Source organism: Sulfuricella sp. (genome assembly GCF_035531155.1).
Taxonomy (GTDB): domain Bacteria; phylum Pseudomonadota; class Gammaproteobacteria; order Burkholderiales; family Sulfuricellaceae; genus Sulfuricella.
In genome coordinates this window covers 102,709-123,431 of record NZ_DATKTK010000069.1, presented here as the reverse complement: position 1 = coordinate 123,431, position 20,723 = coordinate 102,709, and the positions used below count along the sequence as shown (strand labels likewise).

General features: G+C 56.9%; 17 protein-coding genes. 7 read left to right on the top strand and 10 right to left on the bottom strand.

Translation table 11 applies throughout. The annotated features are described in order from the left end of the window. Positions 1 to 4 precede the first annotated feature (4 nt). The 7 genes from VMV64_RS16400 (at position 5) to VMV64_RS16370 (ending at position 9,276) form a co-directional block, all read left to right on the top strand. Positions 5 to 901 carry a glycosyltransferase family 2 protein gene (locus tag VMV64_RS16400; protein ID WP_325332286.1) on the top strand — a complete coding sequence of 299 codons (897 nt, stop codon included), beginning with the start codon at positions 5 to 7 and terminating at the stop codon, positions 899 to 901. After that, a complete protein-coding gene (locus VMV64_RS16395) occupies positions 898 to 2,280 on the top strand; it encodes a glycosyltransferase family 4 protein (protein ID WP_325332284.1) in 1,383 nt (460 codons plus the stop codon). Before VMV64_RS16400 ends, VMV64_RS16395 begins: the two co-directional genes overlap by 4 nt. Positions 2,281 to 2,283: 3 nt before the next feature. Further along, positions 2,284 to 3,246 (top strand): glycosyltransferase family 2 protein, encoded by a 963-nt coding sequence (locus VMV64_RS16390; RefSeq protein WP_325332282.1) that lies wholly within the window; start codon positions 2,284 to 2,286, stop codon positions 3,244 to 3,246. Then, positions 3,243 to 4,160 (top strand): glycosyltransferase, encoded by a 918-nt coding sequence (locus VMV64_RS16385; protein WP_325332280.1) that lies wholly within the window; start codon positions 3,243 to 3,245, stop codon positions 4,158 to 4,160. The genes VMV64_RS16390 and VMV64_RS16385 overlap by 4 nt, the downstream gene beginning before the upstream one ends. Then, a complete protein-coding gene (locus VMV64_RS16380; RefSeq protein ID WP_325332278.1) occupies positions 4,157 to 7,282 on the top strand; it encodes a sulfatase-like hydrolase/transferase in 3,126 nt (1,041 codons plus the stop codon). Before VMV64_RS16385 ends, VMV64_RS16380 begins: the two co-directional genes overlap by 4 nt. 23 nt (positions 7,283 to 7,305) lie before the next feature. Further along, positions 7,306 to 8,016 (top strand): TylF/MycF/NovP-related O-methyltransferase, encoded by a 711-nt coding sequence (locus tag VMV64_RS16375; protein WP_325332276.1) that lies wholly within the window; start codon positions 7,306 to 7,308, stop codon positions 8,014 to 8,016. Positions 8,017 to 8,181: 165 nt separating this feature from the next. After that, a complete protein-coding gene (locus VMV64_RS16370; protein ID WP_325332274.1) occupies positions 8,182 to 9,276 on the top strand; it encodes a glycosyltransferase family 4 protein in 1,095 nt (364 codons plus the stop codon). 221 nt (positions 9,277 to 9,497) lie between these two features. Here the strand turns inward: VMV64_RS16370 and VMV64_RS16365 are convergent, their stop codons facing one another. Genes VMV64_RS16365 through VMV64_RS16320 form a run of 10 tightly spaced genes read right to left on the bottom strand, consistent with a single transcriptional unit; the run spans position 9,498 to position 20,721 of the window. Next, positions 9,498 to 10,331: a tetratricopeptide repeat protein gene (locus VMV64_RS16365; protein ID WP_325332272.1), complete on the bottom strand. Its 834-nt coding sequence runs from the start codon at positions 10,329 to 10,331 to the stop codon at positions 9,498 to 9,500. A 58-nt stretch (positions 10,332 to 10,389) separates the two neighbouring features. Then, positions 10,390 to 11,538, bottom strand: a complete 1,149-nt coding sequence (locus VMV64_RS16360) for a glycosyltransferase family 4 protein (protein WP_325332270.1) — start codon at positions 11,536 to 11,538, stop codon at positions 10,390 to 10,392. Positions 11,539 to 11,540: 2 nt separating this feature from the next. Beyond that, the gene (locus VMV64_RS16355) at positions 11,541 to 12,470 is read right to left on the bottom strand and encodes a glycosyltransferase family 2 protein (RefSeq protein WP_325332268.1); all 930 of its coding nucleotides are present in this window, start codon (positions 12,468 to 12,470) and stop codon (positions 11,541 to 11,543) included. Beyond that, positions 12,467 to 13,657 carry a hypothetical protein gene (locus tag VMV64_RS16350; RefSeq protein ID WP_325332266.1) on the bottom strand — a complete coding sequence of 397 codons (1,191 nt, stop codon included), beginning with the start codon at positions 13,655 to 13,657 and terminating at the stop codon, positions 12,467 to 12,469. Before VMV64_RS16350 ends, VMV64_RS16355 begins: the two co-directional genes overlap by 4 nt. 2 nt (positions 13,658 to 13,659) lie before the next feature. After that, positions 13,660 to 14,583 (bottom strand): sulfotransferase, encoded by a 924-nt coding sequence (locus VMV64_RS16345; protein ID WP_325332264.1) that lies wholly within the window; start codon positions 14,581 to 14,583, stop codon positions 13,660 to 13,662. A gap of 20 nt (positions 14,584 to 14,603) precedes the next feature. Then, positions 14,604 to 15,926 (bottom strand): putative O-glycosylation ligase, exosortase A system-associated, encoded by a 1,323-nt coding sequence (locus VMV64_RS16340; RefSeq protein WP_325332262.1) that lies wholly within the window; start codon positions 15,924 to 15,926, stop codon positions 14,604 to 14,606. A gap of 2 nt (positions 15,927 to 15,928) precedes the next feature. Further along, complete coding sequence (locus tag VMV64_RS16335; RefSeq protein WP_325332568.1) at positions 15,929 to 17,293, bottom strand: phenylacetate--CoA ligase family protein; 1,365 nt, start codon at positions 17,291 to 17,293, stop codon at positions 15,929 to 15,931. 14 nt (positions 17,294 to 17,307) lie between these two features. Further along, complete coding sequence (locus tag VMV64_RS16330) at positions 17,308 to 18,573, bottom strand: glycosyltransferase (RefSeq protein ID WP_325332260.1); 1,266 nt, start codon at positions 18,571 to 18,573, stop codon at positions 17,308 to 17,310. Continuing rightward, complete coding sequence (locus tag VMV64_RS16325) at positions 18,566 to 19,786, bottom strand: TIGR04063 family PEP-CTERM/XrtA system glycosyltransferase (protein WP_325332566.1); 1,221 nt, start codon at positions 19,784 to 19,786, stop codon at positions 18,566 to 18,568. Before VMV64_RS16325 ends, VMV64_RS16330 begins: the two co-directional genes overlap by 8 nt. Beyond that, on the bottom strand, positions 19,786 to 20,721 hold the full coding sequence (locus tag VMV64_RS16320) for a class I SAM-dependent methyltransferase (protein WP_325332258.1): 936 nt from the start codon (positions 20,719 to 20,721) through the stop codon (positions 19,786 to 19,788). The genes VMV64_RS16325 and VMV64_RS16320 overlap by 1 nt, the downstream gene beginning before the upstream one ends. Positions 20,722 to 20,723: the final 2 nt, after the last annotated feature.

Sequence of the window (20,723 nt, the reverse complement as noted above, 5' to 3'; positions counted from 1 at the left end):
GTTCATGCATCTGTTCCGGCCACCTTCCCCTGCCTTCCCTGCGGCGCGTCGCAAGTGCGACATGGTGATCGTGTTTGCCGCATCAGACGGCGAGGGGCTCGGTATCGCGGATCTCTTGGACAGTTGCAGCACCTATCTGGCTTGCGACTATGAAGTGGTGGTCGCCGACGATGCGACCGAGGATGGCACTCATGAGCGTCTGCTCAAAGCCGGATGCTGGGTTATCCGCAATCCCGAACGGATGTATCTGTGGGGAAACGACCTCACTTTGCGGCGTGCGTTTCATGAAGCGCATCGGCTGTTCGAGAGCCCGATCTATCTCAAAATCGACCCGGACGCCTTAATCATCGGCCCCGGATTGGAAGGTGCCCTGAGCAGCGCTTTCAGAGCCAATCCGGAACAGGGCCTTCTGGGCACCTATCAGACGGACTGGAATGGCGAACAACGCGACTTGAGCCACTGGCGAGAGCGCATGTTGCGAGTGAGAAAGGATCTCGGCAAGCCTTATCAGTTGGCCATCCAGAATGGCTATCAAGTTGGAGATGGGGTGCAAGGCGGTGCCTATGCCTTATCCCGCGCGTGCCTGGACAGCATCATCAAGCGTGGCTGGTTCCTGGGTACCGATGGTTACCGTCCTTCAAGCGTGCGTGGGCGACATGTGGCCGAGGATAGTTTGATCGCCATGCTCACCTATGCGGCGGGATATAAGGCAGGTGAATTTGGTGGGCCAGGTCAACCCTTCGGCATCTGGGACGTCGGGCTGCCGATGCCACCGGAAGAATTGTTGCGACAAAACCGCATCGTCACACATGCCATGAAGTATCGGGATGAGGTCTCGCTGGCAGCCCGTGATTATTTCCGCGAACGCCGCACTGAATTCAGACTGGCTCGCAAACCATGATCGAGAAACTCGACATTCTCTTCCTGAACCCGGATCCCAGGCGTAGCGCGGGCTGCAATATTTCTCTCTTGGGGGTTGTCGCCGGTCTGGACAAGACGCGCTTTCGCGCACATCTGGCCGTGCCCGACAACAACGAATACCAGGATACGCTAGAGCGGCTCGGCGTGCAGGTCGTGGATTACCGGGCCAACAATTGGTGGTATCCCACACCCAGTCATTTCTACTACCATTTGGCCGGCTTACGCGAACGGGTCATGGCCTTGGTATCCGCAATTCGAGAGCGAGAAATCGACCTTGTCTATACCAATGCGGAATATACCTTCGAGGGCGGGCTGGCGGCTGCAATCGCAGGCATTCCCCATGTCTGGGCACAAAGGGTTCAATTCGCCGCAGATCTCGATGTGCTGAAGTGTTTCCCTCTATCGGAAGGGGCATTGGCCCAGCTGATGGCTGATCTGTCGGATGTGGTTATCGGCAATAGTGGAGTGGTGTTACGCAGTTTTCCAGCGGCAATCCCTCCGGACAAACTAGAGCTGATTGAGTCAGGCCTTGCCATCCCGCATTCGCTCGCCCCGCGGGCGGAAGCAAAAAGCATACTTGTGACCCTGGCGGGCATCCCGCCTGACAGCAGAATCGTGCTCACGGTCGGCCGCATCAGCCCGGAGAAGGACCTGGTTACCTTTGTCAGGACAGCGGCTCGCGTCGTGGAACAACCTGCCTACATGGATGTGCATTTTCTTCATGTCGGGAAAGCCGCCGTCCAACCATACCGCGATGAACTGACAAAATTGTGTCACGATCTGGGCATGGAAAATCGGGTCCATTTCCTCGGCAGCGTGGAGCTGGATCGCATCAACGAAATCTATCGCGGTGCGGATGCCTTCCTGCTTACCAGTACTAATTTCGAGGGGTTCGCCCGCACATGCGCCGAGGCGATGCTGGTTGAAGTGCCGGCGATTTCCACCCGTTGCGGCGGACCGGAAGATTACATACGGGACGGAGATACTGGCTTTCTGTGCGATGTAGGCGATGTGGAGACGCTGGCCCAGCGCGTCAGCTGGGTTCTGGACAATCCTGACGCTGGCAGAGAAATGGGGGTGCGTGCTCGCCCATGGATTGCAGAACACTACGACGAGCGGATTCTCAACGCCAAATGGATGGCATTGTTCGAGAAACTGGTTTCTCGCCCCCGGATGGCGGAATCCACCCGGACGCTACAGATTGAATTGCTGATCAATGTGCTGACCCATATCGGGCAAACGGGCGTCGATACTCACGACATGAACCTTCGGCTCACGCAAGCAGAAGGACTCAACCCGCTGGCACGGGGTACAAAGGCCATCCTGCGCAGACTCTCTATCTTTATGGGGAAGGGGTAGTTTATGCCGCCCAGCGTCTCCATCATCATGCCCTGCTACAATGCAGCGGCGTACCTGCCACAAAGCGTGGGCAGCGTGCTGTCGCAGACTTTTACCGATTGGGAATTAATCGCAGTGGACGACGGTTCCAGCGACGGCACGTTGGACTGGCTGCAAACCCGGACGGATCGGCGCGTGCGCGTCCATACCCAAGTCAATCAGGGCGTCAGCGCCACCCGTAATGCCGGTCTGAGGCAAGCGCGCGGCAAATACGTGGCGTTCCTGGATGCAGACGACACCTGGGCTCCGAGTTTCCTGGAAAAAATGTTGGCCGCCTTGGAAAAGCGGCCGGATGCCGTGCTGGCCTACTGCGGCTGGAAAAATATGGGACTGCCGGGGCTGCGCGGCGAGCCTTTCACGCCTCCCGATTACGAAACCCCGGCCAAACGCGAGACCTTGCTTGCCGGTTGTCGCTGGCCCATCCATGCTGCGCTGACCAAGCGCGAAGCCATCATCGCCGCAGGGGGGTTCGATCCGAACCTGAAAAATGCCGAGGACTATGCGCTCTGGCTGGAGGTCGCCGGTACCACAGCCATCGTTCGCGTCCCCGAAGTGCTGGCTCACTACCATTTTCACGGCGGTAACCAGGCCTCCGGCAACCTCGCCCGCGCGGCGCTGCAACTGCTCGACGCCCAGCAGGCTTATCTGGCCCGGCATCCGGATTTCGCCGCGCAACTGGGCCGCGTCCGCCGCCGTGATCTGCTCTATGGTAATTTGCTGAAACAGGGCTACGAGAACTACTGGAAACGCGACCTGCCGGCCGCGCGCACTATCTTCCGCCGCGTCATGCGTTCCGGGTACGGCCGTGCCAGGGACTGGTTCTATATGCTGCCCGCACTGCTGCCGATGCCAATACACGAATCGCTGCTCAAGATCCTGGACAACAGTTCGGGCAAAACCTCGCGAAACCCGGAGAACCGGGGATGAAACTGACTTTTGCCTTCTGCACCTACAACCGCTCCGACCGCCTGGAAAACCTGGTGGCCGCCATGCGCGCCCAGGATTGCCCGATCCCCTTTGAAATCCTGGCCGTCAACAACAACAGCAAGGACAACACCCTCGCTATTTTGGAAAACTTGGCCGCCCGGCCTGGCGTTTCCCTGCGCTTCGTCACCGAGACCGAGCAGGGTATCGTCCCGGCCCGCAACCGGGCTATCGAGGAGGCGCTGGAGAGCGATATTTTGGTGTTTATGGATGATGACGAACTCCCTCAGGCGGGCTTGCTGAATGCGGCCCATGACGCTATCGTCAACGAGGGAGCTGAATGCGTTGGCGGGCGCGTGGAGGTGGATTTTACTCCCCATGGCCGTCCCACTTGGCTAGAGGACGACTTGCTCGGTTTCCTGGCCGAGGTTAAACACGGCGATACGCCATTCTGGATTACCGATGACCGCACCCCCGTCTGGACAGCAAACATTGCCTACGACATGCGCCTGTTTCGTGACCATCCCGCTCTGCGCTTTGACAAACGCTACAACCGGGAAGGGTCTGGCATGGGAGGGGGCGAAGATGCCATCCTGTTCCGCACTCTGCTCGCACGCGGCACCAAAATCCGCTACCGCCCAGACATGGCCGTGTGGCATTTCATCGAACCCTGGAGGCTGAAACGCAGCTATTTTCTCAAGCTGCATTACCGCGCCGGCTTGCGCGTGGGCCGTCACGAATTACCTGCCTATCCGCGTATCCTGTTCGGAATCCCCCCCTTTCTTGTCACCCAGTGTGTGCAACAAAGCCTCAAAGTACTGGGTATGTATCTCACCGGGCAACCCGGCGCATTGCGGCAGGCGATGAATGCGACCCATGCCATGGGGTGTCTTGTTGGTTTCCGCTACCGGTCATGAGCCAACTGACTGTTCTGATCTGCACCCACAACCGGGCCGATTTACTGGAACGGGTGCTGGCTTCACTCAATGCGGCAAAACGGCCAGCCATTCCAGTGCAGATTCTTGTGGCAGCCAATGCCTGCACCGACGATACGCTGGCGCGCATGCAGGCATATCAATCGCAACAGGCCGACAAGGGCCGGCTGCCGCTGCGCGTGATTGATGTCCCCACGCCAGGCAAGTCGCATGCACTCAATCGCGCCATTCCCGAAATCGAAACCGAGCTTGTCGCTTTTGTCGATGATGACCATCGGGTCGATGAAAATTACCTGCTCGCTATCGAGCAGGCCGCACAGATCTGGCCGGATGCAGGGCTGTATTGCGGCCGCATCCTGCCCGACTGGGACGGCACTGAACCCGCCTGGGTGCATGACGAAGGGCCGTACCGGATTTATCCGCTGCCGGTGCCGCGTTATGACGGGGGAGACCATCCCAAACCCATAGACTTGAGCGGCCCTTTTCCGGGAGGCGGCAACCTGTTTTTGCGCCGCGAGGCGCTTGAGAAGGTGGGTGGCTTTTCGACAGAACTCGGTCCGAAAGGGCATGACCTTGGCGGTGGAGAAGACAGCGATTTTGTGTTGCGGGTACTTACGGCGGGAGTGAAGTTGCAATACGTCCCTGACGTCGTCCAGTACCATTACGTGGATTTGGAGCGCTTCAAGTTCCAGTACATCCTGCAAAAAAGTTATCAGCGCTCCCGCTCGGTAGCACGCGTGCATCATGGGGGTAGCGCCGTTCCCCGCTATATGTGGAGGAAGCTGGCCGACTACATGGGGGCCGCTGTGTTGTCTCTGAGCTGGCCGCGGACCCGCTTCTATCTGGTGCGGCTTGCCGCCACCTTGGGGGAAATCCGCGGCATGTCGCAGAAACCCACGGCTGTGCCCGGCGCGGAGGTGGGCGCCGATTTGGGCAGCATTGCCCCTGGTGTGGCTCCTGTTGCGGCGGCCATGGGAGTAGCGGCCATGGCGGCTCTGGCTGCGCTCCCGGCCTCGGCAATTTGGCAGGGTGTGCTAAGCTCCGCCGGCCTCGCGGCATTTTTCACATTGTTGCTGCTGGTTAAGTCGGTGACTGATTTTTCCCGCACGGGCCCAGAAATACGTGAGGAAATCCTAAGGCACTACTCCGGCTATTCTCTCCTTGCATTGCTGCGATTGGGGTCTTGGGGCTTCGCCTTGAGCGGTCTGATGGCGGGCGCGGGGGTGGCTATCTACGGGTGCCACAGTGTTTATTTTGGGCATCCGTTTTCTGCCCAATGGGCGACGGCATCGGCAGTGCTCGGTATTGTCGTTATTACCTGCCTACAGTTTGCCCGGCATCTGCTGTACCTGCCAGCCACCATCGCGGCTTCCTCCCACTACCGACTGAGCAGGTTCTACCCGCTCTGGCGCAGGCTTTCGCCTGCGAAGTTGCGGATTGCCCAGGTGATGCTGGTGTTGCTGGGCAGTGCCGCCGCCCTGGCTTGTGTTGCACGAATGTTGGAACAAGAACGCTGGTTGGCTCTGGCAGGTTTAATCATTCTGGGCACAGCGGTTACAGTCGGCACACGGAAGATGGCTCCCCGGCGGGAGGCGGTTCCAACCCATCCGGGGTCTGATGGAGAAGTCCCGGACCGCCCGAATGTCATCATGATAGGATCGGACACGCTGCGCGCCGACCGGCTTGGGGCAGCGGGCTACTACCGTTCACTCACACCCCACATCGATGCGCTCGCAAAGCGCGGGGTGCAGTTTACCAGCTGCTACGTCCCTTGTGCCCGCACGGCCCCCAGTTTGCTTTCCCTGCTGACGGGCACTTGGCCGCATCGTCACGGTATCCGCGACAACTTTGTCGGCGATGACGAACTATCGCTGCCGGTGCAGTGCCTGCCTGCTATTCTGGCAGAGGCCGGGTATCAGACGGCGGTGGTGGGTGATTGGTCGGCAGGCGACATGGGCAAGTTTAACCTGGGTTTTCAGCGGCTTGATCTGCCTAAAGATCAGTGGAATATAAAATATCTCATTCGCCAGGGCCCGAAAGACTTGCGCTTATTCCTGTCCCTGTTTACCCATAATCGGTTTGGGAAGCGCTTCCTGCCGGAACTGTATTATTTGGCGGGGGTGCCCCTTACCCGTGAAGTGGGGCGGGATGCTTGCGCCCAAATTACTGATCTTTCAACCGGAAATAGCCCGTTCTTTCTCAATGTTTTCATGGCCACCACCCATCCCCCCTTCGGTTCCGAATATCCTTACTACACGCTTTTTTCAGATCCAGAATATAGCGGAGAATCCAAGTTTGTAATGGCGCGGCTGACGGACCCCTTTGAGATCATCCGGCGCCAGGGTGACAGCAGGAAAGAGTTCGATCTGGATCAGATCCTGAATCTCTACGATGGTTGTGTTAAATGCTTCGATGACGAGGTGGCCCGGATTCTGGCTCATATCGAGGCGTGCGGGCTCAAGCAAAACACCATCGTGGTCATTTATAGCGACCATGGCATGGAGTTCTTTGAACACGAAACTTGGGGCCAGGGAAACAGTGTGGTCGGCGACTTTAGTCCCAAGGTGCCGCTGGTCATTGTTGATCCGCGTCGGCCGGGGGGTGGCATCGTGGAGAAGACCGTGCGGTCCGTTGACGTGGCGCCGACCCTGCTGGATCTGACGGGCATCGCGAAGCCGCCTGGCATGGACGGTGAGTCGCTTGAACCTTTCCTCGACGGGAAGGACTCTGTACCTGATCTCCCTGCTTTTGCTGAAACGGGTATGTGGCTTACGGATTTGCCGGGCATGCCGGAAGGGCACCTGCGATATCCGAGCTTGTTTGATCTGCTGGAAGTGCCTGACACCACCTCCGGGACTATGACCATCAAGCCGGAATATAAGGCTCGCATTATGGATGCCAAGGATCGCATGATCCGCAGAGGTCGCTGGAAACTCACCTACCAGCCGCTCATCAATGGCCATATCCTGCAACTCTTCGACGTCGTGGCAGACCCCATGTGCAAACAAAATCTGATCGATCAGCATGCGGAGATAGCCGCCACGCTTTGGCAGGACTTGCGTCAGTGGATCGACAGCATGTCTGACACACAACCCAATCTTTGAATTTTTGACAAAGGGGAATCCAAATGCCGTTCAAATCAGCCATCAAGCGAACCCTGCGCGCCTTGGGCTACAAAATCGAGAAAATCGATCCGCTAGAGGAGAGCATACCTGCCGACTACAACCACTCACCCTTTCTGCCACGCATTTATCGAGGCGCACTGGATCGCTACTTTTACTTCAAGGACATGGTAGACAAGGTGCAAAAAGTGGAGGGGGATATCGTCGAATGCGGCGTTTCGATCGGGCATGGGGCTTTGCTGTTTACCTTGTTCAGTGACTATATCGGAACACCACGGACATACTATGGCTTCGATTCCTTCGAGGGTTTTCCCGATCCGGTCGAGAAAGACGAAACCACACCCATCAAGGGCAAGGGGTTTTGGGCCAACCCGCCCGACACCGTGCTCAAAGTGTTGCGCGACGGACGTTTGGGCGAAGAGGTCATCCGCGAACGCATACGCCTTATAAAGGGCTGGTTCGACAAGACTCTGCCCAATTACGAAGGCCGTATCGCCTTGCTGCATCTCGACTGCGATCTTTACGAGTCCTACAAACTCTCTTTGGAAACCCTCTACGACAAGGTTCAGCCGGGCGGCATCATCATGTTCGACGAATATGGCGATGCACGCTGGCCGGGTGCCACCAAAGCCATTGATGAATTTTTCCAAAACAAGCCTGAAGCGGTTCAGCAGCATCCAAAATGCACCTGGAAATACCACGTCGTCAAACAGTGAGCCTTTACTGATGTTCCTCAGCCACTACAGACACGATTTTATTCTTGGCATCCAGTGGTGTTCAGACACCATTCCCCTGAATCCCCTTCTTGCGAGACGGTACACCGACTTGGCTATCCCTTCGGTGTTAAGGATACGTGTCGCACAACCGAGAGTCCTAAGTAAATGAGCAAGAAACCTGTTGTTTGCTTCTTCACCATGAGCGCCGGAGACTGGGGGGGCGCCAGCCGGGTACTGTTTACCAATCTGCGCCTGATGGATCGTGACAGGCTGACACCCTTGCTGCTGTTGCCATGCCCCGGCCCCATTGAGGATGAATTAACACAACGCAATTTACGTTATCTTGTATGGGGCCCCTTCACCGAGCCGGGCAAACCCATGGCCTATCTGCGCAGCTTTTTCCGGGCCTGGCGCTTTTTTCGGCGTGAGCATGTGGCGGTAATTCACGTCAACAGTTCCAACTTCTGGCGCCCGGCTGAACTGCTGGCAGCTCGATTATTGGGCATTCCCATCCTCGCCCATTATCATGTAATCAACGACCAGCCGGCCCCAGCCATGGCTTGGTGCCAAGCAGCCATAGCCGTATCGCGCTACACTGCTGAGCAATCGTTGCCGACAAAACTGTACAAACCCGTGATCTACAACCCAATCAGCTTGGATCGCTTTGATGCCGGGCACAGCCTGCGGGAAGAACTTGGCCTATCCGAGAGCGATACCGTGGTGGCTTTTCTGGGGCAGATTCGTGATATCAAGGGTGTGCAGGATTTCATCGCTATGGCCCGCCGAATTCCGAATCCAGACACACGTTTTCTGATTGCCGGCGAGTGCCGCGACCCAAAGAAATTTTTCGGCTCCTATTCAGAGCAGGATTTGAAAGACCTGGCAGGTGGCGATGCCCGTATCCGCTACGTCGGCTACGTGAAGGAAGTGGAAAACATCTATCACACGGCAGATATTGTGGTGGTGCCGTCGCGCTGGCAGGAGCCGCTGGGGCTTATCAACCTGGAAGCGGGTGCCTGCCGCAAGCCGGTGGTGGCTACACGCGTGGGCGGCATCCCCGAGGTGGTGGAAGATGGCGTGAACGGCTATCTGGTAGAAGCCGCAGCCGTAGAAGCGCTGGCTGACAGGGTGTCCCGGCTAGTGGCCGACCCGGTCCTGCGTGCGCAACTGGGTGAAGCCGGCCGTATCCGAGTGGAGCATGACTTCACTACACGACCAGTGCGGGAGTTTGAAGATTTATTGCTGGGCTATGCCTGGTAGTCAGTCAGCAAGGATCGCAAGGCTAGGTAAGTCGGGCTTCAGCCCGAAATGTCGGCATGAATGCCGACCTGCAGTTTCACGTTTCAACGTGACTGACTGCCAGTGTAATTGAATGCAGCAAATGAACCGGAAGGACCAAGAGGGGTTGCCGGGGGCTAAGAGAGAGGCGGATTCATTTACGAAAAGTTTGCCGGATCAATAGGGAATCTCGGTGCTCTGGATTACTTTCCGGCAGGTGCGACCTCATCGTCGGTACAGAAACGACACCACGGGTTGGATGGACTGCCAATTTTTTCAGGAGGCTTCTCGCTGGGAGATGCTGGTTCCGGTTTGGAAGTTTCGGGGGCGGTAACGTCTGCCGCTCCCACCGCTTTTTTTTCTGTTTCCACTGGCGCAGGTGGTTGGGTTTGCGGCTGAGTTGTCTCAGCCACCGGGGGGCTTCCCTCGGGAAGCGGGCCTTTGCCGCCGAGCTTCCGGTAAAGTCGCGCGAGACTGGGCGACGATGGCACCTGTTTCAATCCATCTTCCAACAGGCTGAGGGCTTTGGCCGGGCTGCCGATTCCCTTGTAATAATCGCTCAAGGCCAAGTAGGCGGGCACATAGTCCGGTTTGATCTGGATCGCTTTTTGGAAATTTTGCGCCGCTTCAGCCGATTTTCCTGCGCGGAGAAGGACCTTTCCCAGCCGCAAATGAATTTCTGGGCGCATGAAAAAACCGGGAGTTGCAGCGGCAAGCACGTAGTTAAAATTATTGGCTGCCAACTGCAACCGATAGGATCGCGCAACTTTATCATTCCAGTCGCTATCCGCACGGTTAGCGTAGTTAAGTCCCCAGCAATAATGATGCATATGAACATAATCTACACCCAGCATATCGTAGATGGCTTGTTCTTCTGGGTGGTTTTTATCCTCACCGTATACTTGTTTTAAATAGCAATAACGAGGAAGTTTGGCCATCTCGGCAGGGGTAATATAATATGACTCTACGGCCGAAGCGATGGATGGGTACAATAAAGAAAAAGCGAAAATGTATATAATTTTCCGGTATGAAATCATGATAATCCTCACGGAGTGGTAACTAATAAATTTTGCTGTGCAAATGTTATGTCGCGGGCTAGCTGTGGGTAGCATTGAGTGCCAGGGTTTTTGCCGCAACACTATCCCAACTGAATTCCTTCACGGCGCGGGTTAGCCCGTTTTTTCCAAGCTGTGCGGCAAGAATCGTATCTCCCAGCAGACGGACTAATGCCGCGTGGATTTTTTGTCCATCAGTACCATCTAGACGCAGCCCGGTTTCTTCATCGAGTACTGCTGCACCCGTTCCGCCGGCGATACCCGCCAGGGAAGGCTTGCCGCACGCAGCGGCTTCCAGAAACACCATGCCAAATCCCTCCGTATCACCATGGATTTCACGGTTGGGCATGGCGAATATGTCACAAGCATTGTACCAGCGCGGCAGGTCATCGGCGCTGACGTGCCCCAACAAATGTACGCGCTCAGCCACGCCGTGTGCACGCGCGAGATTGAGCAAATACTCCTGATCTTCGCCGATGCCGATTACCGCATACTGTACGTTTAGCCCGGTATGGATCAACGCAGGTAGGGCCTGGATTATCCGGTCGAAACCTTTGCGCCGCGACAGCCGCCCTACCGACAAGATCAGCTTGCCATCACTGGTTACATTGACTGACTGGCGCAGGTCTGCACATGCCAGGCCGGGGCGGAAGCGCGCTACGTCTACACCAGGATAGATGAGTGCGATGCGGGTCGGATTTACATCCATTTTGATGAGTTCATTGCGGGTGAATTCGCTGTTGGCGATAACCCGGTCAGCATGGCGCAGCGCGAAACGCATGGCTTTGTATTTGCCGCCGCGCCCCCAGGTGGTGAGCTCTTCACCGTGGGCGTAGATCACTACCGGGTGGAATGTCAGACGCGCCACCGCCCAGGCGCTCAGGCCTTCTGGCAGAGCGCGCCCTGCGTGGATCGCGTCAAAACGGTGTGTGAGCGCCAACCACAAGGATTTGGCAAACAGATTGACGTACATGCCCAGCGATTCAGGCCGTAGCCATGCCACGCGGCGCATGTTGATGCGGTGCACGCTGTTGGGATGGCTGGCATCTACCTCCGCGGCACCGGGCACATCGGCAGTCACAATGTGGGTTTCCTTGCCCGACAGGCGCCGGTACACCTCGGCAAACCAAACGGCGGTACCGCCCTTGGTGGGCAGGAATAATTCGGTGAGCACCAGGTAACGCGGCATGTTCAGCCTTTAAGAATGGACAACAAATTGCGCACGCTGGCGAAACCCGGCGCTTCCAAGAGTGATGGCAATACCGCCCGCACGGCGCCCACGCGGTTGCCTGTTTTACTGAGCGCATAGCCCATATTCAGGCGTGCCTGGCGCAGTCGCGTGGTGTACCCACGGCGCACCACGGCGGGCAGGCTGGCGGCCTGTTCGCCCAGGGCGATCAGGGTGCGGACGTTTTCAAACTGCGCGCGCACCGGATCCACGCGGGTGGCGCTGGTCGGGTGAATAAGATAAACCGCCAGCGGCGCGCAAACGACGCCAACGCGACGGCTACATGCTACCAGACGGGTGAGCAAGTGCACGTCCTCGCACACTTTGAAGCCCGGCGGATACCCACCCAGCGCCAGAAACGTGGTCAGCGGCACACTCAGCGTGTGGGTATCGCCAAAATGATCGGCCACAAAAGCCTCGAATTCGCGTCCTTGCATCACCACCTCGCGTGCCCCCGCCGCTTTTAGCAGCATACGTTGCCCGGACTGTCTGGCAGCCATCGACGTGCCGATCAGCTTGCCCGCCGGGTCGCGATATTCGTAATCTCCGGTCAGAAAATCCAGTTCCGAATCACGCGCAATCCAGTCGGCATGCCATTTCAAGCGGTTGGGATAATACCAGTCGTCGGCATCGAGAAAAGCCAACCAGTCGCCGCTGGCTGCCTGTGCCCCGGCGTTACGCGCGGCCGATACGCCTGCATTGAGCTGATACAGATAGCGAACTTTATCGCCATACGCAGCCGCTACCGCGGCTGTGGCATCGCAGGAGCCGTCGTCCACGACAATGATCTCGTGCGCTGGCCAGGTCTGCGCCAGCACCGAATCCAGTGCGCGCGCCAGTGTCGCCGCCGCATTGTAAGCGGGGATGATGACGGAAAATCGCGGGTTACTCATGCCGCCCATTTTCCCAGCAACCGCAACGGCAATACCAGTCCGGTGAGGCGTGCCAGCTTGGCAAAGCGTGGCAGTGCATGGATGCGCGCCAGCCACGCGCGCAGACGCGGGTGCAGGCGGGTTTCGGTCAATTCCGTATCCTTGCGCGCCATCGCCTCGGCGATTTCCTGGGTGGACAGGAAGCGCAGCGCGGGATAAGCAGCGCAGGCTTTACCCAACAAGTTATCCAACTCTCGCAAGGCAGCGTTGGCAGATTCTCCGAGAAAATTGAAGCGGTGGGTTTCCAGCAGCGTCGGACGAGCGCAGTTGGTTTGCCGCGCCAGCGCAACCAGTCCTTGTTCAGCGCGGTGGCCGAGCGCAGGCTCGAAATACTGGTCGCGCACCACGTATAGCACGTTGCCCTGGCCGCGTTCGCCGTTCAGTATGCGCCGTCCATCACCCGCCGGGCGGCCTTGCGCATCGAGGTATTCGTGACGCGTGCCGGGGGTGATGATGCAGCGCACGCCATGCGCCGACCAGGCGCGTTCGACCGCATCGTTCCACACAAAGGTAGTGGGCACGGCAACCTGCGCCGTCATGCCGAAAATGCGCTGGAACGCACCGGTTTCAGCGGCAGCGGCTTCGTTGATTTCCGGGATTGAGAGCGGCCGCGAGGGCAACACGGTAGCATCAGTCCAGCGGCTTTGCAGCCGCGAGGGCAAGTCTTCGGTGTGCGGCAGGGCGTCGCCCGCCAGCCATGCTGCCACCCGCTTGTCGGTTTGGGTGGCGGCCATGACGGCAGCGGGCCAGTAGTGTTCCATGCCATGCAACTGGGGGGAGAACACGCCCTCAACAATGCCCGCGCGCAACGCGGCCAGCACTGGCGCCAGGCGCGCGTCGTCCAATGCGATACGCAGATACTCGCGGCCAGCAGCAGCGCGTATCGCCTCGGTGTCGGCGATGGCCAGTACAATGCCCAGCGTCATCACCGGGTGCCGCCCGGTGTGATCGCAGTGGTGGTTGAGCAGCGTACGCAGAGCATCCAGCGCTGCTGCCTGGGGCAGCGCGCCCGCGCCCCAGTCGTCGCTTTCGATCACCAGCACCGGGTAGCGCCATACCGTCTCAAGCCACAGGGCGATCAGCCGCCTGGCATACAACGCCAGCAGCAGCGCCCAGACCAGCGGCAGCAGCCACAGCAGCGTCATCATGTTCAGTGCGTGTACCCCATCGCCCACGCCACTGCGGCCACTTTCGGCAGCACGCGCTCGATGCGGTCCCGGTTGCGCCCGTCTTTCCATTTATCCAGTCGAATTTCGGAGAAGGCGTTATAAGGTGTAGACAAGACGTTTGCGCAGTGTTGTTCGAGATCGTGCGTAAACGCCAGACCACACTGCTCGAAAGCTTGTCGAAACCCGGTAACCGGGTCACGTACCAGGTCTTCGTAAAACACCTCAGTCCACTGTTGGGAGGGAATCCGTTCTTTGGCCGCAAGGATTGCCCCGTTGATGGCGCGGTATTGAAAAGCGCAGACCTCCTCAATGGATTTGTCGAGATAATCGCGCCAGCCATTGGACAGAAAAAAACACCATTGTGTGTAGCGCCCGTTGTCTACTGCGACTTTTTCCTTCAGTTCGCTGGACCAGGTGGCGAATTCTTCGGGTTTGCCCCAGCCCTCGATCAGGGAATTGATGTTGTCCCCCGGGCTGCGTTTCACAAAAACGAAATGGGCATCAGGAAACAAGGCGTGCAAATAGGGCACGCACAGGCCGCTCTGGTTGTTTTTATCTACAAAGCGCGTTTTTCCGGTGTGGGCATAGAAGTAGCGGGTGGCTGTGTCACGGTTCTGTTGGCTTGCATCTAGAGCATCCAAGGCATGGGTGTCCCAGTGCTTGTTGCCCAAGGGGTGCAGGCCCACCCAGAAATCATGGGTTTCGCGCTGCAGCGTTCCGAGTTCAGCAGATTCTGAAAACGTCTTGTATGCCAGCGTCGTTCCCGCCCGGCTACACCCGATGATGAAAACGGGCCGGTTGGCTTGCATGCGGCGGGCAGCCCACCATGCGCCGCGTAACGCATGAAGGGCATTGCGGCCATGATAGCGTAGCGTTTTATCGACTTTTAGCCAGAAATCACTCAATGTCAGCCTCGTGAAAAAACTCAACCATTCTCGACCTGCTGCACGCGGCGCTTGAATGAGGCATTCCTTCCGACCGGATGTGGCGCCAGTTGACCTTGTTGGGCCTGTTCTTTGAGCAAAATGACCTTGCTGATAATGATCAAGCAGAGCATGTGGTAATAAAGATCAAAATTCGCCAAGCCAAGAAATGCGCCCGCCGAAGCAAATCCCACCATACTTACCTGTGTCATGGCGGCAAGATCTGCGGCCCATTTTTTGTCTTCATCCCGTTTTGCGGTTTTGATTATCCAGGCGCCAGCCCGCCATGTGGCAATGCCAAGCGCCAGGAACAAGGCCAACCCGACAAATCCATGTTCTCCCAGCATTTGAAAATAAATACTGTGCGCAGCATGGACGTTTTCGGGATCCGGTGCGTAGATTCTGAAGGTATCCCATTGAAAGGTTTCGAATCCGCCGCCTACGAGGGGCCGGTCACTGGCCAGGTTGAAGGCCATTTTCCATGCATTGATGCGGCCTTGTGCCGAATCATCCTGTTCGTAAGTTTTGATGGTGGACATTCGTTCAAACCACTGCTCCGGCATGATAGCCAGAATCACCATAGCCGAAACGGCTATGACCGACCCCGTGAAAAACTTGTTGCGGCTCTTTAGCCATAGAAAGCCCCCCATCACGGCCGCGCCAAGCATCGCCCCGCGGGACTGACTTCCGATCACCGCGATAGCACTCAATATCATTGCGGCTGTCAAGCCGAGACGTATCCATTTGCTCTTTGTTGTAAGCTGCAAATAGCGTAGAAGGGGAATGGTCATGATCAGCGCCAGGCCGATTTCGTTATCCCCGCCAATGAAGGATTGCAACGGACCCCTGACGGCGTAAATCCCGCCATGGATGATGGTAAAAATCCCTCCCTTCACGCCATAGAACGCTAACGACAGGGCGATCACCCAGACTAATGTCTGCAGTCGTTCACGAGTCGTAATAAGGATGAGGGTGAGAAAAATCATCAGCTGGATTTTTGCGATTTTTTCCATTTGGGTCCAGGCGAGTTCCTGATGGAATGCAAAAACAGTTGTGACCAACATCCATAGGATCAATGCAAGCAGTAACAGGGTTTCCCGGGTCTGGGGTAACGGTTTGGGTTCCCTGGAAAACAGCATCCCGGCGAGCGTGGTAAGCGCAATGATGTACGCAAAGGGAAAACTAAACGCGAACCCCCAGCTCAGTCGGTGCGGATTCATGTAACTCATCCATGACCAAACATAAATTCCGATATAGGGGTTCGCCAGGATGAAAGGCAAACAAACGAATACGACAAAAGTGACGAAGATATCCCTGATCGGCATGGTTATGCTCCTGACATTTCCGGAACGGGTGCTAGTGCCGGGTTGACGCGACTCACAACATAACGGTATTTGCCCGACGCTTCTTTCGGAATGATGTCGACTCGTTCGATTTCCACCTGAACCGCTTGTCCCAATCGCTGCTTGACTCCTGCGACGATTATTCCTGTCGATTCCTCATGAAATCCCGCATCCGTGGCCATCAGGATGCGAGTGCGCTGCAGGCTTTCCTGGACAATTTTAAACTGGCGCACCCCGGGCAAGTCGCGCAAAACATAAACCAGCGCCAGGCCGTGCATCACCGTTCCGTCCTGCGCAACCAGGAAGTCCGTGGCTCTTCCCTGAATCTCCTTGAGCAGCGGCAGCCCTCGGCCACAAGGGCAAGGTCGATCGTCCAGCACCCCTACATCGCCTGTACGATAGCGGACAAATGGGAAATCTTTCGTTGCCAGATGCGTCGTGACAATTTCTCCGGCCTGGCCATGAGGCACCGGATTGCCGGCATCGTCCACGATTTCCACAATGATGTCTTCGGCCGTGATATGCATCCCGCCAGAAGGACATGTGTGGGCGATGAAGCCCGCATCCCGTCCCCCGTAGCCGTTTGCAACCCGGCAGCCGAAGACCCGGGAGATTTGTTCACGCTGATGGTCGTAGAGTTTTTCCGAGGTCACGAATGCGACACGGATATCGAGGCCATCCATGCGCTGGCTGCGGGTTTCGGCATGATGGGCTATATGGGCTAGTGCTGAAGGATAGCCGAAGAGCATTTTGGGGCGCATTGCGCGAATTTCTGCAACAAAGCTGTCGAGCTTTGCTTCGGACATTTCAAATGCAGGCAACAGCTTTGTGCGCAACAGGCTATCGCGAATCTGGCGCACCCTGTCCTGGGTGCCCAATTCAATGGGCGAGCCCCACACAACGATTTCCGGGTCACCGATGTCGACATCCCACCAGCGGGTTGCCCGCCATTTAGCTGCCACATCGTGACTGACCCGTTCATTGCCAAGAAAGAAAATGAGCGGCTCGCCACTCGATCCACCCGTGTTGAAGCGGGAAAGGCCCTGCGCAACCTCGGATTTCAGCGGGTCTTTATTGGCGCGGATGATTTCCTTGGTCAGAAATGGCAGCCGGGCAAGATCGGAAATGCCGCGGACGGTTGAAGGATCGAATGCCCTTTCGCGGAACAGGTTCCGATAATAAGGCACGTGCTTGCCAACCTTGGAAAGGAATTCCCGCAGCCGCTCAACCCGTAATATTTCCAAACGTTCCGGAGATAACCACTGGGTGCGCTCCATTTCCTTGCGAATCTGCACCGTATCATGATGCTTCAACTTTTCGTGCAGGGGAAACAAGCAAGCGGACACCATTCGGGTATAGAAATCTAGCGGCACGTTTCCGATTCCTTTTGTTGTGAGCGAGGAGACCTTATTGGCCTGCCGGTATTGTTGTGTCGAGCAATATCCTGGAATGCTTCTACCAGTATAGCAACACGGGAACCCCATGCATTTTCGCCGGCATGGGCGATAATTTTGGGGCTATCCCACTTGCGTTCAAGGGCTGACGCGAGTGCTTGCTCCAGAGCCGTTTGGTCACCAAATGGAACTATTGTGCCCAGTTCCGGTTTGCCAACGACTTCCGCGTTGCCGCCTACGTCAGTCGTGATTACCGGCAGGCCGCAGGCCATCGCTTCGAGAAAAACGTTGGCCCAGCCTTCATTTCGGGTAGAAAGCACAAACACGTCCGCTGCGGAAAGGGGTTCCTTCAATGCCTCCGATTTTATTGGGCCAGTGAAAATTACCTGTTTATCCAGACCCAACATAGAAACTTGGGCGCGTAATTGCGCTTCCATGTCCCCTTCCGGGCCGGGGCCGCCCACGATCAGATAATGCAGCGCTGGAAAATCCTCAAGTAGTGCAGGGAGGCAGTCAATGACGCGATGGAACCCTTTTCTTTCGACCAGGCCGCCTATTGAAATGAGTATGGGCGCATCAGGAGGTAAGCCAAGTTTGATACGGGCGGTAGTTTTGTCGATGGCATGGAATTTCTTGCTATCCACACCATTTCCCACCACTTGCGCTTTGGATTCGGGAATGCCCAGAGAAAGGGCTACCTGGCGCAGGGAGTCGGATACCGAGAAAACTTTTGCCGCGGATTGCAGGGCCAAGGCCATGCGTTTCCGGAATGCGGCTTTTTTGGCAAGGCGTGATTCAGTGCCTCGCAGCGTGACGGTAAATGGAAGCCCGAGCCACCTGCCCAATAAACTCGCCGCGTATCCCTCAGGATAGGCAAAGTGGCTGTCTATGATGTCGCAATGCTGTTCATGATGAAGTCGGCGCATTAAGGTAAACGTGCTCAGCGCGAGAAAAAATCCATCCAGTGATTTGAATATGCCGGGTATCGAGAAAAAACGCGGGTGCAGCACTTCGATTCCATCCTGAATTTCTCTGTAGGGCGGTGCAGGACGAAAATGGGGCCGAAAGAAGCGGATGCATCCCTGAAATGGAAACCAGGGTGTGGGTGCAACCACCATGAGCGGCAGCGCCTTGGCAACCCGGAACATGCGCTCGCGAATAAAAACGCCGGACCCAGGTTGCGCAGCATTGGGAAACAGGGTGGTAAAGACCACGATGTGGGGCCTGTCAGGCATGGTCTGCGCCTTGTCCAGTAAGCCGACTATATAGGGCGACGTAATTTGACACGGATTTTGGCCAGTTGCGCTCAGTTTCTACAAAGTGCCGGGCGGCATTGCGCAGACCGGGCCATCTTGATTCTTCGGCAAGAAGTTGCAACACTGCGCTGGCCAGGGCCAGAGGGTCTTCCGCTTTGAACAGAATGCCGGTTTTACCATCCTGGATGAGTTCCTTGTGGCCACCCACATCGGAGGCGACCAGCAGCCTGCCCTGAGCCATGGCCTCCAGGGGCTTCAAGGGGGTAACCAATTCGGTCAGTCGCATGGAATGGCGTGGATAAGCCAGGATATCCACCAGATCATAATAACGTTGCACCTGGTCGTGGGGCACACGGCCGGTGAAGACGACTTTGCCCTGAATGCCCAGCTCGGCTGCGAGACGTTTAAGGTTGTCATCCTGTGGGCCGCCCCCAACCAGCAACAGACGTGCATCGGGTACGGCCTTGAGAATAGTGGGAAAGGCCTGTAACAGCAGGTCCAGGCCCTCGTAGGCGTAGAATGAGCCGATGAAGCCGATGATTCGGTGGCCAATCAGCCCTAGCTGCTGTTTGAGGGTTGCATCGCCGGTGCCGCCTACGGAAAATCTTTCAATATCCACCGCATTCGGAATGACGGTGACTTTTTGCTCAGGGATGCCGCGCGCCACAATGTCGCGGCGCAAGCCTTCGCAGATCGTGGTAACTGCATCGACACGTTTGAAAGCGTGGGTTTCCAGTCCTCGGGTAAGACGGTAGCGCATCCCCCATTCCTTGCTGGTGCCGTGATCCACCGCGGCGTCTTCCCAAAATGCCCGGACCTCATAGACGACGGGGATGCCATGCTTGCTTCCGACACGCAACGCCGCAATGGCATTTAAAGCGGGTGAGTGGGCATGCAAAATATCCGGGCGAATAAGCGGCACTATCTCGGCTAGCCGCGTGGCAAGGGTATTGATGATGCTGATCTGGTTGAAAAGAGGCAAAGTGGAGAGCCCCCCCTTTGCAGGCGGGGTTCGATAGAAATGCAAGCCGTCCACGTCCTCTTCGAGCACCTTGCAATTTTCCTGTTTGGCGCTGGTGATGTGATGCGTTTCCCATCCCAAGGCACGTTGTTCACGCAGGATAGCCAGCGTCCGGAAGGTGTAGCCGCTGTGAAGTGGGATGGAATGATCCAGGATGTGAAGGATGCGCATCATTCACCTTGTTGTTGAGTTGTTTTGTCGCAAACCAGCCAAAAACCTAGCCAGGATAAATCCTCATCTGAAATGGTGCGAATTGGCGTGGCCAGATAAGGGCGTACTTCCTCGATGTCGCGCTGATCGGCCAAAACAGTCGGTTTCAGTAATATCGTTCGCAAGCCGTTTTCCAACAGGGCTTCACGGTAGCGGTTTACCCGCCACCGGTTGGGCATGCCCTTGTGCCCGTACATCCACGACCACCAGTGAGTCGGCCAAGTCAGAAAATCCAGCGGATTGCTGCGGTGCAGGCCGTGACTCTTGAGATCCACCTGATGGATCGCTACGCCAGTATCGCAAAGTGCGTTGTGCATGTCGGTGAAGGTGGCGTGGAGGTCGTTGACATGTTCCAACACCGCTCTGGAGATGACGAGGTCGGCAGTATCTCTGAGGCCGGACAGGCCGCTCGGTTTAACCAGGTAGCGGATGCGTTGTTCACGTAAGCCTGAGGCCGGATACCCCTGTCGCCGAAAGCAGGAAGCAGCGCGCTCTTTTGCTTCTTCGTCCAGGCCCTCCATCAGATGACAAAGCACCTCGGCATTTATCGCTGAGATTGACACCATGGGGAAGCGGTCGACGCACACTACACTGTCGGCGCCATGCGCGATCATCAGTAATGCAACACCGGGAACGTTTCCCGGCCCGTATTCAAGGATGCGCTTGCCCGCAAGGTAACTCTCAATTTGTTCTGGTTCTATTCCAAGCATCTGGAAATATTCGTCAAAACAACTTCTGAAATAATCCGCAATCTGCCTCGCCGATTCTTGCGAGGCACCCCTGCCAGTCTGTCCCGTGAGCCTGATATATAGCCTGGGTGCGAAGTGGGCGATCTGATCCGTTAGTATGGCGTGGATGATGCGTTTGGCGTCTGCAAGGGGATGTTGCCCATACATGG